This is a genomic window from Paenibacillus sp. IHBB 10380 (genome assembly GCF_000949425.1).
GTDB lineage: Bacteria > Bacillota > Bacilli > Paenibacillales > Paenibacillaceae > Paenibacillus_AQ.
In genome coordinates, this window is sequence record NZ_CP010976.1 from 4,801,867 (window position 1) to 4,816,057 (window position 14,191).

Genomic DNA, 14,191 nt, shown 5'->3' on the forward strand with positions numbered 1-14,191 from the left:
TAAGCTGACTGCTCTTTGCAGTTGGCTTTTATGTTTTTAAGACCTCTCCTGTAAAGTCGATTAAATTCCCCTTCTGCCAAAGTTTCATTAGCGGTGTACAGAACATCTGCATCTATGAAACCGGCCCTTTTTCCGTTTCAACTATTTTTTAGCCATTAGCCCTTTATTCAGCTTCGTAATTTTCTTCGTAAAATCTATTGCTACTCTCCCATAAAATTTACCTTTTTGAATATGTCTAGATTATCGTCTTCTTGGGAAAAGTACATTTGAGTTAAATAGTAACGATGTGGAGAACAATTACAACTGGAGGTCATGAATATGGAGATTACATTAGGAAGAAAGGTCGTCTTAGTTGGGACAGGTGCGGTTGGTTCAAGCTATGCGTTTACTTTAGTGAATCAAAGTTTATGTAATGAACTAGTCCTAATCGATTTAAATGAAGCAAAAGCAAAAGGTGATGTTATGGACTTAAATCATGGCATTGTTTATGCACCTTCCCCTATAAAAATAAAATTTGGTACATATGAGGATTGTAAAGATGCTGCTATCGTTATGATTAGTGCTGGAGCAGCGCAAAAACCTGGAGAAACGAGACTTGATTTAGCCAACAAAAATGTGAATATTTTTAAATCAATTGTAAAAAATATTATGGATGCTGGCTTTAATGGCATATTCTTAGTAGCTACTAATCCTGTAGATATTTTATCGTATGCAACATGGAAATTTTCTGGCTTACCAAAAGAACGTGTTATTGGTTCAGGTACGATTTTAGACAGTGCAAGATTTCGCTATTTATTAGGTAAAGAGTTCGATGTAGCTCCAGCAAGTGTTCATGCTTATATTATTGGTGAGCATGGAGATTCAGAAGTTCCAGTATGGAGTTCGGCAAATATTTCAGGAAAGGTTATTGAGAATAATTTCACAGATAAAAGAAAAGACGAAATATTTGTACAAGTTCGTGATGCAGCCTATCAAATTATTGAGTCTAAAGGTGCAACATACTATGGAATCGCTATGGGGTTGGCGAGAATAACGAAAGCTATATTACAAAATGAGGAAGTAGTATTACCGGTTGGATCACTATTAGAAGGTGAATATGGTCACAATGACGTCTATATCGGTGTACCAACGATCATAAATCGCTCAGGTAGAAAAGACATCGTTGAACTTTTATTAAGTGATAGTGAAAAAGAAAAGCTTGCAAAATCCGTTAAAACATTAAAAGAAATTGGGCGTAGCTTTTTTTAAAGTAAAGAATCTCACAAAAGGGAGTCATGCATCATGTTAGTAGAAACCTTTAATCCATTTAATAACCTGATTATCTCCTCACTTGTTGCAGCTATTCCAATTATTTTATTTCTTTTATGTTTGACATTATTTAAAATGAAAGGGATTTATGCAGCCTTATTAAATTTGGTCGTTACCTTTTTGATTTCGATGTTTTTATTTGATTTACCATTTGGTGAATCAATGGGTAGTATGATACAAGGTGCGATTCAAGGAATATGGCCCATTGGTTATATAATTATAATGGCAGTTTGGTTATATAGAACCTCTGTTGAATCTGGTAAATTTGACATATTACGTGCAAGTATTGCCGGTATTTCACAAGACCAGCGTCTTCAGCTTTTGCTTATTGGTTTTTGTTTTAATGCATTTCTTGAAGGTGCTGCAGGTTTTGGTGTACCCATCGCAATTTGTGCCGTTCTATTAGTTTCCTTAGGATTCAAACCATTGCAAGCTGCCATGCTTTGTCTAATCGCTAATGGTGCTTCTGGAGCTTTTGGTGCAATCGGAATTCCTGTTGGCATAACAGGCACCTTAAATTTAGAAGGCAATGTTACTTCAATGGATGTATCCATGATGACGGCACTCACGCTACCTATAATTAATTTTACAATTCCGTTTTTACTCATTTTGTTAATTGATGGATTCAAAGGGATTAAAGAAGTTTTTCCAGCCATTTTGGTGGTATCTACCACCTATACAATATCTCAAGCTATTGTTACATTACTGATGGGACCTGAATTAGCTGATATCATTCCTTCATTGTTAGCTCTAGGGACATTGGCATTATTTCTAAGAAAATGGCAGCCAAAACATATTTTTTTACTAAATGATCAAGCGGTTAAACTGGAAAAACATACTGTTGGTAATATTATAAAGGCTTGGTCTCCATTCTACTTATTAAGTATATTTGTTTTAATATGGAGTTTACCTGCATTTAAAGGTCTGTTTACAGCAGGCGAGGCTCTAGATTTTACTACATTGACCTTTAAGATGCCAGGCTCAACGCTAACCTCAAAAATTGATTTAATAAGTGCAACAGGTACAGCCATCTTATTGGCAGTCCTAATCACAATAATAACTACAAAATCTATCGGTTTCTCAAAAGGATTTACGCTCTTTAAAAAAACAGTTACAGAATTTTGGATTCCTATTGTAATGATATGTGCAATTCTAGGCATAGCTAAATTAATGACTTATGGCGGATTAACAAGTGCAATAGGTGAAGAGATTGCAGCAACCGGAAATTTCTTTCCATTACTATCGCCAATCTTAGGTTGGATAGGAGTATTTATGACGGGGTCTGTCGTGAACAATAATACATTATTTGCGCCAATTCAAGCAACAGCAGGTAATATCATAGGAACAAATCCAGCATTACTAGTTTCTGCGAATACTGTAGGAGGCACTATGGCAAAACTAATTTCCCCACAATCCATTGCAATCGCAACAGCTGCTGTTGGCGAAACAGGTAAAGAATCTGTTTTAACGAAAATGGTTTTAAAGTATAGCTTAGCATTATTAGCCTTTGTATGTATTTGGACATTTGTATTATCGTTATTATTGTAGCTTACTTTTGTATATAATATTTGAATGTAAATATCGCGATCTACGTTCCCAATAAATGCTTGCCAAATGGGAAAAGAGACCCGGATAGGTCTCTCAAAGTGTAAGAAGAGGATTTCTCTTTTTTTTTGTATTCTCAACGTATTTGACAGAAAGAGCGGTGCTAATCTTAAGGCTGAATCGGAATGGTTAGCTCCAGATCTTTGAGATATGTTTTGTCACCTGCAATCCCGTTACTTGCTCCAACGATCTTCCAATCAGAGGTGTTCACGGTAAAGGTGTAAGGTTTAATCGTAATGGATTTAGGCGTCGCCTCGAAAGCCGAATACAGCTCATTTACATGGTACTCGGTCTCAGGCGCGCTATTAAAGAACCCAACTCTATTCTGATTAATTTCATTCCCTTGGTCATCAACGATATCATAGTAAACCATCGTTGCACTATAGTCGCCCGATGATTGCTCAGGTGTTGTGGGAACATCACCCGTGCTATCCAGAATCAGTCTAGTGGATGCCGCAGTTATCTCCAATTGCTTCACCGTATAACTGAACTTCCCGTCCGTTTCGGTTGCATTCGGCTTCAATACAAGCATATTATTGTCAATTTTCACCGGAATCTTGAATTCGAATGGCTCTTCAATTTGTGTTACTTTGGATTGAAAGGTCAGCTCAAATTGGTCTGGAAGAGATAATCCCTCCGATATTTCAATATGAACGGTATTCTCTTTTCCTGGAACTTCCCCGAAGGATCCCCCGGTATATTTGATTTCCTTGCCATTAGCCAGAAATGTCAGTTTATCAGTCTCAATATATCCCTTGACCCCGTCATTACTACCGTCATATCTAGGAAGTACTGAAGACAATTCAACACCCTCACGCTCCATTGCAAATTTTAGAACGGTCCCGTCATACAGCAGATCGGTCACTTTTAATGTTACGCCGTCATGTGTCACGCTCAGGTTAGGACTAGTAGCGATTCCTTGATCAATCGCTGTCTGCAATCTCTCATCACTGATTCCCATGTAGATACTACCAATTCCTGGAATTTTTTTCAAAGCATCCGCCATGGCAGGGGATACGAAACCCGTGCCAATCACACCTACTCCTAGTACTGCTGCAGCCGATACCGTTACTAATGTTTTTCTAACAAAATTTGATTTTGATTTACTCATTGTTCGATCTCCTATCTTATTCATAATTTGATGGCTCATACTTGCTCTTGGCATTTCCGAATCCCGAATCCATTGCTCGATCGTATCCATTTTTTTCGAATCAGTTTGATTTGGCAAATGTACCATGTGCGATCCCTCCTTTATTACGTTTGTACTCCGATAGCTTAAGGCGAAGCCGTTCGTATTTCTTGCGAACCGTTGCCGGCTTTATGCCCATAACGTCTCCGATTTCGTCAAAGCTGTACTGTTCAACCGCTTTGAGCAGCAAAATATGCCGTTCTTCCGGTGTGAGATAGGTCAACAGTTCCTCAATCACAGACTCTCGGGGTGAAATTTCGATTTTGGCCTGCTGCTCCTTGAACTCATGAATCAGCTTTAACCTTCGGCCCTGCTTTTTCTTTATGTTCATCATGTGATGATAAGCCATTTTATAAAGCCATGCCGAGAAGGTCGCCTGCCTGCTGTATCGATGAAGATTCTCGTATGCCCGGATAAAAATTTCCTGAACAGCATCTTCGGTTTCTTCATGATTTTTCAGAATATAATAGCAGTAGGTGTACATTTGCCGTTCAAACTGACAAATGATCATTTCATACGCTTGCTTGTCTCCTGATTTGACACGATCAATGATCGCTTCAATCTCATTGCTTGTCTCATCCACTTCCCCGGGGATGGTAGGTTTCACAGGTTCACCTCCTTTGTTTCTATGCCTATATAACAATCGGTACCTGCCGTTTTGTGACACGAGCTGTTCTAATAGACATAATATCCGGATTTCTTAGCGATAGCAGGTGATTCCAGTTCTTCAGTCGTTATTCCATCATGAGCAAAAACCAAGCCGAACGAGTCCTTTTAATGTTCATCCCTTCTATAAACATTAAAAGGGCTCGTAACAGCCTCTTAAACGCGCTGTTCGAGCCTTATGTATCCAAAGTAAAGTTACAACTTAACCTAAATTAGTCGCTTTCTGTGCCAAATATTTCGTGGAACTATCTTAGTCGTATAATCGGTCTAATCCGATAACATCGAAATCCAAGGCAGTCAACGAGGCCGTTGCTTCAGTTGCTCGTACTCGCTTAATTTCCCTTCATAAATCAGATTCAGCCGGTCACTTTTCCGGAAATCATCCGGAGTCACGAGCGCGGGCAGCTTATTCCATATTTTGATGCCGGACCGCTCCAGAATTTCCGCGACGAATTGCGAACAAAAGTAGGAGTTGCTGAATTCGACCGGTTCTTTCAATGCGATGCCAATTACACCCAGAATATTATAGAGATACTTTTGGTGCTTTTGGATAAAGACCTGCAAGACGCGCTTCATCTTCTCGATTTCACGCTCCGATACTTGAATCTCATAGATCACGCACGTCGTATTCGGATACTTGCTGTACGTGCCCGTCTTAATATCCTCCTTCACGAATCCGCCATTCAGAGGGTTATTCGGGTGCTTCCTCCCAAAACTGTATAACTCCGAAAGTTCGCGATTAAAGGAGATCGATGCGTGATTGTAAGGCGCTTTCGTGTAGGTTTGAATGACTCTCGTAAAAAGAGTTCCGGTATTCGTAAGCAAAATAAAGACTGAGCGATCAGCTTCCATTTAAAAAATTTCCCCTTATCAAGTGTGAGCGTTTCCTTCATAATAACATATGATCCCTCTAATGGAATCCTATCTCATGATAAGTTGGTGATCGGCAATGGACAGTTCGTTATTTACGTTAACTCTTATTTTTACAGCTTTATTAGCCATCCATTTGATGTATGTGGTGATAAACAAAATACAGCCTGACAAAGATTATGCGACCATTGGCGTCCGCATCAAGACCTGGTGGGGCATGTTCTTTATTTTTTTCCTGGCCACCCTGTTCAACCCGGTCGTTTCACTACTGTCCCTAATGGCACTTACCTTCTTCGCGCTGAAAGAATACTTCTCTATGATCAAAACAAGAAAAGCCGACCGCCGACTCTTTCTGTGGGCGTATCTGGCGATCCCTGTACAGTTCTATTGGATTTATATCGAGTGGTATGGAATGTTTATTGTCTTTATTCCGCTCTATGTATTCTTGTTCCTGCCACTCCCGCGATTAATCAACAAAGGAACAGTCGGTTTTTTACGTAGCGTCAGCTCGACCCAATGGGGACTTATGCTGATGGTTTTTGGGCTTAGTCACTTGGCATATTTCCAATTTGCTACGCCACAGTATGGAGCAGGGCTCGTACTGTTTCTAGTGGTATTGACGCAGCTTAATGATGTTGTACACCATCTGGCATCCATCTATTTCGGCAAGCGAAAAGTAGTCCCGACGGCCAATCCGAATTTGACTTGGGAGGGATTCGTATGTGCATTTGTCGTTACAACAGGGGTGGCCTATCTGATTTATCCCTACCTGACACCACTTGATCTGACTTTCGGGATCTTCTCCGGTATGCTTATCAGCTTGAGCGGTTTCTTCGGTAGCTTAACGGTGTCCGTGCTGAAGCGCGATTTATTAATCGGGGATGATGAAAAGTTCGATGCTCTGAAAAAAAGCTACTTAAGCCGGGTCGATAGCTTGACCTACACCTCGCCGGTCTTTTTCCATATGATCCGTTATTTTTTCGACTTCATGTAGTGAAAGGGCGCCTGATTCAGGTGCCCTTGTTTTTATTCTATTTTTCTTATGATGATATTTCTTATAGCATCCTGATTGTGTACGAATCATGAATCCAACCTCTGGGGCTTGCAGACTACGAGTAACCAAAATAAAAGACCATCGTGATAAAAGCTTACAATAGTACCCACAGTCTAGGCACTTTTCTAAAAAAGTGCCTAGACTGTGGGTACCTTGGTTTTATTTACAAAATAAATCAACCCCTGTCCGCGTTTTTAAAACAGCCACGCATCTCCCGACTTAATTACTTCTTCTCTGTCGCAAAATAAAGTATGGCCGCGATCGGGAAAGCCATTCCAACCCATAACACGGCACTCCATCCTCCCGTGGTGTATGTCCATCCCCCAATTGCCGATCCGATGGCACCGCCAAAAAAGAAAATAGCCATAAAAAGCCCATTCAGACGATTGCGAATTTCCGGACTCAGCGAGAAGAGTGCGCGTTGTCCAAGCACAAGATTTGCGGATACACCGGCGTCCAATAATATGGCTGAAACGACGAGAATAGCTATTCCGGTGGTTGAACCAGACTGAAACATAAGCGGCAACAACATAGAAATGACGACAGCTGCAAGTGCAATTCCTGTTGCAGGTTTCGTCCACCCGCGATCGGCCAACCGTCCGGCCACAGGTGCAGCTATTGCACCCGCGACTCCGACAAGCGCGAACAACGCAATGTCTTTCTGTGAAAAATGAAAGATGGGACTAGATAACAACAATGGGGCTGTTGTCCAAAATAAACTGAAAGTTGCAAACACACATGCATGATAAGCAGCCCGGCGGCGTAAAATTGGAGTTGTTCGCAGCAATTGCCACATCGAACCGAGTAGAGCTGTATAGCGTGTGTCTGTCGAGGGCTTTCTTGCAGGTAACACCTTCAACAGCACGATAGCCAAAATAAAAACAGCTGCAGCAGACAAGGCGAATACGGCATGCCAGCCAAAAAAATCAGCTACCAGGCTCGATAAAGGACGCGAGAGCATGATTCCAAGTAACAAACCACTCATGACATTGCCGACAACACGGCCCCCTGAAGATTCGGATGCAAGGTATGACGCAAAAGGCACGAGTACTTGCGCAGCAACCGACCCTAAGCCGATTACAAACGAAGCCGCTAAGAACGGCACAGCTTGCTTCGACACTGCCGTGATTGCAAGGGCAATCCCTGTGAGAAATAGAGATACGACAACCAACCTGCGGTTTTCAATGATATCTCCCATAGGTACGATGAATAACAAGCCAACTACATAACCAATCTGCGTTAACGTCACGATAAAGCCAGACATGTTGGCTGACAGCCCGATTGAAGAACTAATAATCCCAACCAAGGGCTGTGCATAGTAAAGATTAGCTACAATGATACCGCATGCGGTAGCCAGAAGTAGGGTTAACCAGGTCGGGATATTGTTCTCGATAGTTTCCTTTTTTAATGCAGTCATTTTAAGCAACTCCTTACAGAAATTTATTTTTTACTTTTAAATACTAAACGTACAGTTTACTAATTTATAATCAAATAATATACTGAACGTATAGTTTTGTAAATAGGTGAATTCAGCTTTATTTTTTATTCTTAATTGGTATACTGAACGTATAGTTTATTTTTTCGTTTAAGATATGTACTGATGAAAGGTGACGATTACAATGAATGGTAAAAGAGGAAGACCGCGTAATGTAGAAGCGCAAAACTCTATCCTTTCCGCATCCTATGAGTTATTGTTGGAAAATGGCTTTCAAGCCGTCACAGTTGATAAAATCGCCGATCGTGCTCAAGTTAGCAAGGCTACCATTTATAAATGGTGGCCTAACAAAGCTGCCGTGGTAATGGATGGTTTCCTGTATGCCGCCACGACCAGATTGCCAGTGCCTGATACGGATTCGGCATTTAGTGATATTCTCATTCATGCCACGAATTTAACCCGGTTTTTGACAAGTCGGGAGGGAACCATCATTACGGAGCTATTAGGCGAAGGACAGTTTGATTCAGGATTGGCGGAGGCTTATCGTACTCGATTTTTCCGTCCCCGCCGACTTGAGGCAAGAAGTCTATTAGAGAAAGGGATTCAACTCGGGGAACTGAAAAAAGACCTCGACATCGACATATGCATTGATCTCATTTACGGACCGATTTTCTATCGTTTGCTTGTAACAGGTGAGAAGTTGGATGAAACCTATGTGCAACATTTGGTACAAAACGCATTTGAAGGAATCCGCTCTACCTGAGTTGTATTTCTCGCCATCACAACAATTACTTCGAGTCGCAAGAATGCTACCGCAATCCCCCATAGTTCCGGAAGGAATTTCTGTGCGGATTTGCTTGAACGAGGAAGGTTCCCACACCAATCGTTGCTCAGAGGATGGACAAAAAAAGAGTCCGAGGCAGTTGACGAAGCGATGAGAATTATGGATATAACTGAATTTGCCAATCATAATATTGACGGTGCATTAAAGACAGTAGTATTGTTATCTCCACTTTGTATTAAGGAAGGATTTACTCCATGATCTTTTTTATTATCCTGTTTATCGCTGTCGTAATCTATTTCCTTTTGATCTTTCCGACTCAATGGCTTAAGGTGGAACGTGTCCGCTACTCTTGTGGGATTGGAATCCGAGCTCTGCAAATTAGCGACCTACACGTGGAGAAACTCCGTATCAGTCCGGAAAGATTGACTCGCTTGATTACCAAAGGAGCTCCTGATTATATTTTTCTCACGGGAGACTTTACTCAGAAATCCCGACATTTATCCAAGGTGCAGCGGTATGCTAACGCGATTGCGAAGCCCGGCATTCCTGTTGTTGCGGTATTGGGGAATCATGATCATCGCCTAAACTTCACTGCTTTTAATCAGCTTATCCACATTCTCGAAAGCGCGGGTATACAGGTCCTTAGCAATCAGTCGATATTGGTTGATAACTTTCAAATTGTTGGAATCGATGATTTAGGCAGCAAGAAAAGCAAGATTGATCAAGCATTCGCAAACATCGATCCAAGCAAACCGATCCTAGTCCTCACTCATAATCCCAATCTTGTTCTTTCTATTAAACGCAAGTATACCTACTTGATGGCCGGCCATTTCCACGGTATGCAGTTCAACGTACCCTTTTTGTTCCGATTCATAGATAAAGGCAAGCTGGCAGCCGATGGTATTTACAAGGGAATGCATTCAGGCACCCATGGCAAGTTCTACATCTCCAAAGGGATTGGCCAGACAGGTATAAATGCTCGATTCCTTATTCGCAGTGAAGTTACTCTTCATGAGCTCTATTGATTGGTCATAATTTACTACGCTGACCGTGCTATCTGCAATGGCAAATTTTAAGGCCACCCTATCGGATGGCCTTTTTTAAGTATTCGGTTATGACTTCAACACATTCCATTCATGCTTTTTCGATTTTTGGCTTATGAAATCCGTTAGCATAGTTTCGTTTTGCTGAAGAAAGTCTGTAGTACTGAGGTTTTGTTATTTTTCCCTCTTCCTTCTATTCGCATAATACAAAGTAAATAATAGAATAAACCATAAAGGCGTTAACAATAAGGCCGGACGTGTTTCTTCAGCAAATAGCATAATAATGAGAATGATAGCAAACAAAGCTAGAACAACATAATTAATAAATGGTGCTTTAAATTTTGATTTTTCATGTAATTGCGACTGGGTTTTCTTATACTTTATATGGCAAATGAGAACCACACCCCAAATAAAACAAATGGCACTAATGGTTGTCACGATTCCAAAAGCCTGTTCCGGAATAAGCTTACTCAAAAGAGCTCCTACAGATAGGACAAGCGTGGATATGAGTAACCCATTTTTTGGAACATGATTGTTATTCAATTTGGCAAAATGAGATGGAGCCTGGTCATTCTTGCCTAAGTTATATAAAATACGGCTTGTTGAGAACATCCCGCTGTTACAAGCAGAAACGGCTGAAGTTAATACGACAAAGTTAATAATTCCCGCGGCAATCGGAATCCCCACTAAACTAAATGTTTTAACAAAAGGACTTTCTGCCGGACTTAGCTCCGTCCAGGGGTTAATGCATAATAGAGCAATAATTGCACCCACGTAAAAGAATAGAATTCTAAAATGGACTCATACCTAAAGTATTTACTTTCTCTCCTTCAATCGATATCCCCATTTGAGTTGTAATTTTACGATATAAACCAACGCGGCGACCGATACGACGGTCAGTTTCGTCTAAGTTGCCTTCAAGATTGCCGTTAATGATCATAATGGTAATACCAAAGCCCGGCTGTGTTAATCCTTTAGAAATATCCGATTCAGAAGGCGTCCAGTTGCCAACCATCACATCATGAGCGGAAGGCTTCGGAGGCTGTGGTGTCATCCAGAACAGGATCGCCGTTATAAAGCCTAGCTTGCCGTCGTTCACAATAAGCTCAGGCTGTTGAAGCAGCTTATCTCTGGTGCCATAAATAATTCCACTAATCAATCCGTAATTGTAGTTCCAACTCAGCTGTATCGGTCCGCGTCCATGATAGGATTTGCCCACAACTGGCGGAAAGTTATCATTTGCTTCAACATAATTGACCGTGGTGGTGTTAATATAAGATATTTCCTCATTCCAATACAAACCCCAAGCGAGCGGACCTCCAGGAGATGTTGGCATACCTCCACCCGTTTCGTGCGAGATATTGGCAAGAAAAGCTGCCAGCTCATGCTTTCGTTTCAAATCAGACCCTTCTTTAATAAAGGAACCAAAATCGACCGTTTTCGATAGAATCGGAACCGTTGTATTTTTAAAGTTAGCATTTTGGTAGATGAGTGTTTCTGTCTTCGTTTCTTTATCTAATCGAAATACGCGACTGTTCTTAGTATCGTCCTGTCTGTATTCCACCTTATATTTGATATTAGCTACATCCTTAACGGCAGCAATCAAGTTGTTATAGGAATAATAGTCGGTTTGATCTGCATTGTAATTTGGTTGATCTGCGGCAAATTTGTGCCATTCCGCCGTGCCAATACGGTAGGGGAACAATTGTTCATATTCCTCTTGTGGCAGTGCACTTTGTACAGCGGCAACGGCATTGTCTGGTGAAAATTGTGGATCTATTCTCCCCCACAAGGATGTGACCTCGGAAGCGGTAAGAACTCGACTTTGACCAACATTTAATACATCTAAATCTTCAGATTTCACTTCACTTTTCCCTCCAGTTTTCACTTCAGATTCCACTTCCAGATAAGGTGGTTAATAGGACTTGCGGCTTCATTTTAGAATTAGTAAAAAGAATTGAACTTAAATATATAAACAATAACAAGACAGGCAGTGCAATGGCGGCAATAAAAAAAACACTTGCTTGTCATCTTCGTTTTCATGTTCATCCTCCAATTCTGGAAATATAACCATAATCCAATTATAATCAGCATTAAAATTGTTTTATATATGAGTAATCAACTATTATTGATAGAAAATAAACTTATTTTCAGATCAAACATCCGTAAAAAAAGAGGTTGGCTTCAAATCGATGCCAACAATGAAACCACTTTAGGACTCAATCGCTTATTTGTTTTATGATACGAATGACGAGAGCCTCAATATTAACAATTTGTTACAGATGATCGTTTTGGGGTGACTATGAGGTAATCCAATTTTGGGGTTTGGTTATGCTGCACATCTGAAGGTCTCACCTGATCTAATAACTGCTGTACTTCAACCCTTACTTGAAAATCAGTCTGCCCAGATTGCTGCAATTCTGCCGCCTGCTCCCTCATTTCCCTAGCCTTCTTTACGGTATGTTGAAACTGCTGGCGGATGCGATGCGCAGTAACTTCTCCGCCGTTATCACGCGGAAATTTTATTTGTTGATATTTTATGGGTGATAATGTATATATTCAAAGCCAATATGAGAGACAGAACAGGAGGATCTGCGATTCTTGCCCTCTATCCACCGGAACGCCGGGGTGCGGCCATGGGTCTCATGGGGCTGGTCATTATGGTCGCCCCTGTCATCGGGCCAGCTTTATCGGGTCTGGTCATCGATACATTACACTGGCGATGGCTATTTTATATGGTGATTCCTGTCGCATTGTTTTCGATTATTTATGCATTCATTTACTTAAAGAATGTGACAGAACTAACCAAACCAAGGGTCGATCTTTTATCCATTGTGATGTCAACCATCGGTTTCGGTTGCGTCATATACGGCTTCAGCCGAACAAATGTATGGACTGAACCCGAGGGTTACACTTCGATTGCCATAGGCAGCCTCTTCTTGCTCTTGCTTGTATGGCGGCAGCTCAAGATCAAAGAGTCTTTGATTAATCTTTCAGTATTCTGGCATCCCACTTTTTCTTTGGTTGCGGTATTGGTAGTAGTCCTGATGATGGTTCGTTCGCCACCACGACATTGTTGCCAATCTATATGCAGGATGTGATGTAATTGACAGCATTCGCGACAGGTTTATTTCTGATGCCAGGCTGCATTTTAAACGCAATGATGATGCCAGTGACGGGAAAATTATTCGATAAATTCGGGCCGAGATTCGTCATAGTGCCCGGACCCGGACTGTTCCTGATAGCCATATCGTTGTGGCTGTTTGCCGGCATCGACAGTGATACAACACAAGGTTCCATTCTGTTCAGTCATGTCCTCTTATTCTTAGGCATGTCGTTCGTCGTCATGCCGGCTCAGACGACAGGATTGAATCAACTTCCACGTCACCTGATCCCTCAATACGCTCCAACAGATTGCTGGGGGAATTGGCATCGCATTGTTCGTCGGCATTATGTCATCCGGAGCCAATAGTTATCTTCACCATTCGCTCGATCCCACTGCAATGCATGGGAAAACACAAAGCATGGTTGCCGGTCTACAAACGGTTTTTTGGATTGAATTTATCCTCGCAATACTTATTTTGGTGCTGGGTTGGTTTATTAAGGGTTCTCTTTGTGTCGATTCTTCTCATAAGAAAAACCCAAAAAAACTGTTGCCTTAGGGGTCTTAAACCACTTAATCCACAGCATTCCTACAATAAAATTTTCCGCCCTATTTATGGTGCGATTCAGCTTAACGCGTCTATCGGCGAAAAATCCGCCGCGGCGCATAATTTCTGACTTCTTAGCTCATTAAATTAAACAAATTTCAATCCGAGGATTATGATCAATTCTTCATAACCATGCACTGAAGGTCGTCGAAATAATAAGGATTTTCTGGTAGGGATTTCCTGTTGATTACAATAAGGAATTTCTATTGCTCGAAACCTCCAATTTTATCTTGATCATAAACACTCCTCGTCACAGCGTCAGAATCACGTCCCGCAACTGGTTCAATTATTCATTTCGCATGTGGTTACCAAACATCCATGGGTAATGTTATGCGCTATTTGGAAGCAAATTACGTTCGTGGTATACTCAAACCTAATTCGGCTGCGGTGTTATTGGCATACAATCGCATGAAAAAAAGCCCTTGCGAGGCGAACTCACAGGGGCTTTAAGGGCTAGTAAATTCTACTGCTAATCTACAGGATACGCTTGATATGCTCGTATTTTCCCCGCCCCGACCTTATATAAT

The 14,191-nt window shown here is 41.2% G+C and carries 12 protein-coding genes and 2 pseudogenes; 8 read left to right on the forward strand and 6 right to left on the reverse strand.

What is annotated here, in order from left to right; all coding sequences use genetic code 11:
• Positions 1-318: 318 nt before the first annotated feature.
• Both UB51_RS21775 and UB51_RS21780 read left to right on the forward strand, forming a co-directional pair.
• Complete coding sequence (locus UB51_RS21775; protein WP_044879104.1) at positions 319-1,248, forward strand: L-lactate dehydrogenase; 930 nt, start codon at positions 319-321, stop codon at positions 1,246-1,248.
• Between the two features lie 33 nt (positions 1,249-1,281).
• The gene (locus UB51_RS21780; RefSeq protein ID WP_044879105.1) at positions 1,282-2,856 is read left to right on the forward strand and encodes an L-lactate permease; all 1,575 of its coding nucleotides are present in this window, start codon (positions 1,282-1,284) and stop codon (positions 2,854-2,856) included.
• A gap of 166 nt (positions 2,857-3,022) precedes the next feature.
• Here the strand turns inward: UB51_RS21780 and UB51_RS21785 are convergent, their stop codons facing one another.
• The 3 genes from UB51_RS21785 to UB51_RS21795 form a co-directional block, all read right to left on the reverse strand.
• Positions 3,023-4,150, reverse strand: coding sequence for a DUF4179 domain-containing protein (locus tag UB51_RS21785; protein WP_044879106.1), 1,128 nt, complete (start codon positions 4,148-4,150; stop codon positions 3,023-3,025).
• The gene (locus UB51_RS21790; protein ID WP_044879107.1) at positions 4,125-4,709 is read right to left on the reverse strand and encodes an RNA polymerase sigma factor; all 585 of its coding nucleotides are present in this window, start codon (positions 4,707-4,709) and stop codon (positions 4,125-4,127) included. The genes UB51_RS21785 and UB51_RS21790 overlap by 26 nt, the downstream gene beginning before the upstream one ends.
• Before the next feature lie 356 nt (positions 4,710-5,065).
• The gene (locus UB51_RS21795) at positions 5,066-5,620 is read right to left on the reverse strand and encodes a hypothetical protein (protein ID WP_044879108.1); all 555 of its coding nucleotides are present in this window, start codon (positions 5,618-5,620) and stop codon (positions 5,066-5,068) included.
• Between the two features lie 97 nt (positions 5,621-5,717).
• Here UB51_RS21795 and UB51_RS21800 point away from each other — a divergent pair, with 97 nt between their 5' ends.
• Positions 5,718-6,632, forward strand: a complete 915-nt coding sequence (locus tag UB51_RS21800) for a phosphatidate cytidylyltransferase (protein WP_044879109.1) — start codon at positions 5,718-5,720, stop codon at positions 6,630-6,632.
• Between the two features lie 283 nt (positions 6,633-6,915).
• Here the strand turns inward: UB51_RS21800 and UB51_RS21805 are convergent, their stop codons facing one another.
• Positions 6,916-8,109: an MFS transporter gene (locus UB51_RS21805; protein ID WP_044879110.1), complete on the reverse strand. Its 1,194-nt coding sequence runs from the start codon at positions 8,107-8,109 to the stop codon at positions 6,916-6,918.
• Positions 8,110-8,311: 202 nt separating this feature from the next.
• On the opposite strand from UB51_RS21805, the gene UB51_RS21810 reads away from it, so the two are divergent.
• The 3 genes and pseudogenes from UB51_RS21810 (at position 8,312) to UB51_RS21815 (ending at position 9,936) form a co-directional block, all read left to right on the forward strand.
• Positions 8,312-8,890 (forward strand): TetR/AcrR family transcriptional regulator, encoded by a 579-nt coding sequence (locus UB51_RS21810; protein WP_044879111.1) that lies wholly within the window; start codon positions 8,312-8,314, stop codon positions 8,888-8,890.
• Positions 8,891-8,933: 43 nt separating this feature from the next.
• Positions 8,934-9,106, forward strand: a pseudogene (locus UB51_RS29140) (ABC transporter ATP-binding protein); the annotation flags it as partial.
• A gap of 59 nt (positions 9,107-9,165) precedes the next feature.
• A complete protein-coding gene (locus UB51_RS21815; protein WP_044879112.1) occupies positions 9,166-9,936 on the forward strand; it encodes a metallophosphoesterase in 771 nt (256 codons plus the stop codon).
• A 192-nt stretch (positions 9,937-10,128) separates the two neighbouring features.
• Here UB51_RS21815 and UB51_RS21820 read toward each other — a convergent pair.
• Positions 10,129-10,755 (reverse strand): annotated as a pseudogene (locus UB51_RS21820) (amino acid permease); the annotation flags it as partial.
• Positions 10,745-11,818 (reverse strand): chitinase, encoded by a 1,074-nt coding sequence (locus UB51_RS21825; RefSeq protein ID WP_445322342.1) that lies wholly within the window; start codon positions 11,816-11,818, stop codon positions 10,745-10,747. The pseudogene UB51_RS21820 and the gene UB51_RS21825, both read right to left, overlap by 11 nt.
• Before the next feature lie 685 nt (positions 11,819-12,503).
• On the opposite strand from UB51_RS21825, the gene UB51_RS29145 reads away from it, so the two are divergent.
• Together UB51_RS29145 and UB51_RS29150 are read left to right on the forward strand one after the other, a co-directional pair.
• Entirely contained in the window at positions 12,504-13,055 is a 552-nt protein-coding gene (locus tag UB51_RS29145; RefSeq protein WP_234405682.1) for an MFS transporter, read from the forward strand.
• Positions 13,056-13,060: 5 nt separating this feature from the next.
• Positions 13,061-13,426: an MFS transporter gene (locus tag UB51_RS29150; protein ID WP_234405487.1), complete on the forward strand. Its 366-nt coding sequence runs from the start codon at positions 13,061-13,063 to the stop codon at positions 13,424-13,426.
• The last annotated feature ends 765 nt before the right edge of the window (positions 13,427-14,191 follow it).

Excerpts from the sequence above, each read along its gene's own strand:
- UB51_RS21810 (WP_044879111.1), top strand. The coding sequence starts at position 8,312 with ATGAATGGTAAAAGAGGAAGACCGCGTAATGTAGAAGCGCAAAACTCT.
- UB51_RS21775 (WP_044879104.1), top strand. The coding sequence starts at position 319 with ATGGAGATTACATTAGGAAGAAAGGTCGTCTTAGTTGGGACAGGTGCG.
- UB51_RS21800 (WP_044879109.1), top strand. The coding sequence starts at position 5,718 with ATGGACAGTTCGTTATTTACGTTAACTCTTATTTTTACAGCTTTATTA.
- UB51_RS29145 (WP_234405682.1), top strand. The coding sequence starts at position 12,504 with ATGTATATATTCAAAGCCAATATGAGAGACAGAACAGGAGGATCTGCG.
- UB51_RS21795 (WP_044879108.1), bottom strand. The coding sequence starts at position 5,620 with ATGGAAGCTGATCGCTCAGTCTTTATTTTGCTTACGAATACCGGAACT.
- UB51_RS21805 (WP_044879110.1), bottom strand. The coding sequence starts at position 8,109 with ATGACTGCATTAAAAAAGGAAACTATCGAGAACAATATCCCGACCTGG.
- UB51_RS21780 (WP_044879105.1), top strand. The coding sequence starts at position 1,282 with ATGTTAGTAGAAACCTTTAATCCATTTAATAACCTGATTATCTCCTCA.
- UB51_RS21815 (WP_044879112.1), top strand. The coding sequence starts at position 9,166 with ATGATCTTTTTTATTATCCTGTTTATCGCTGTCGTAATCTATTTCCTT.
- UB51_RS21785 (WP_044879106.1), bottom strand. The coding sequence starts at position 4,150 with ATGGTACATTTGCCAAATCAAACTGATTCGAAAAAAATGGATACGATC.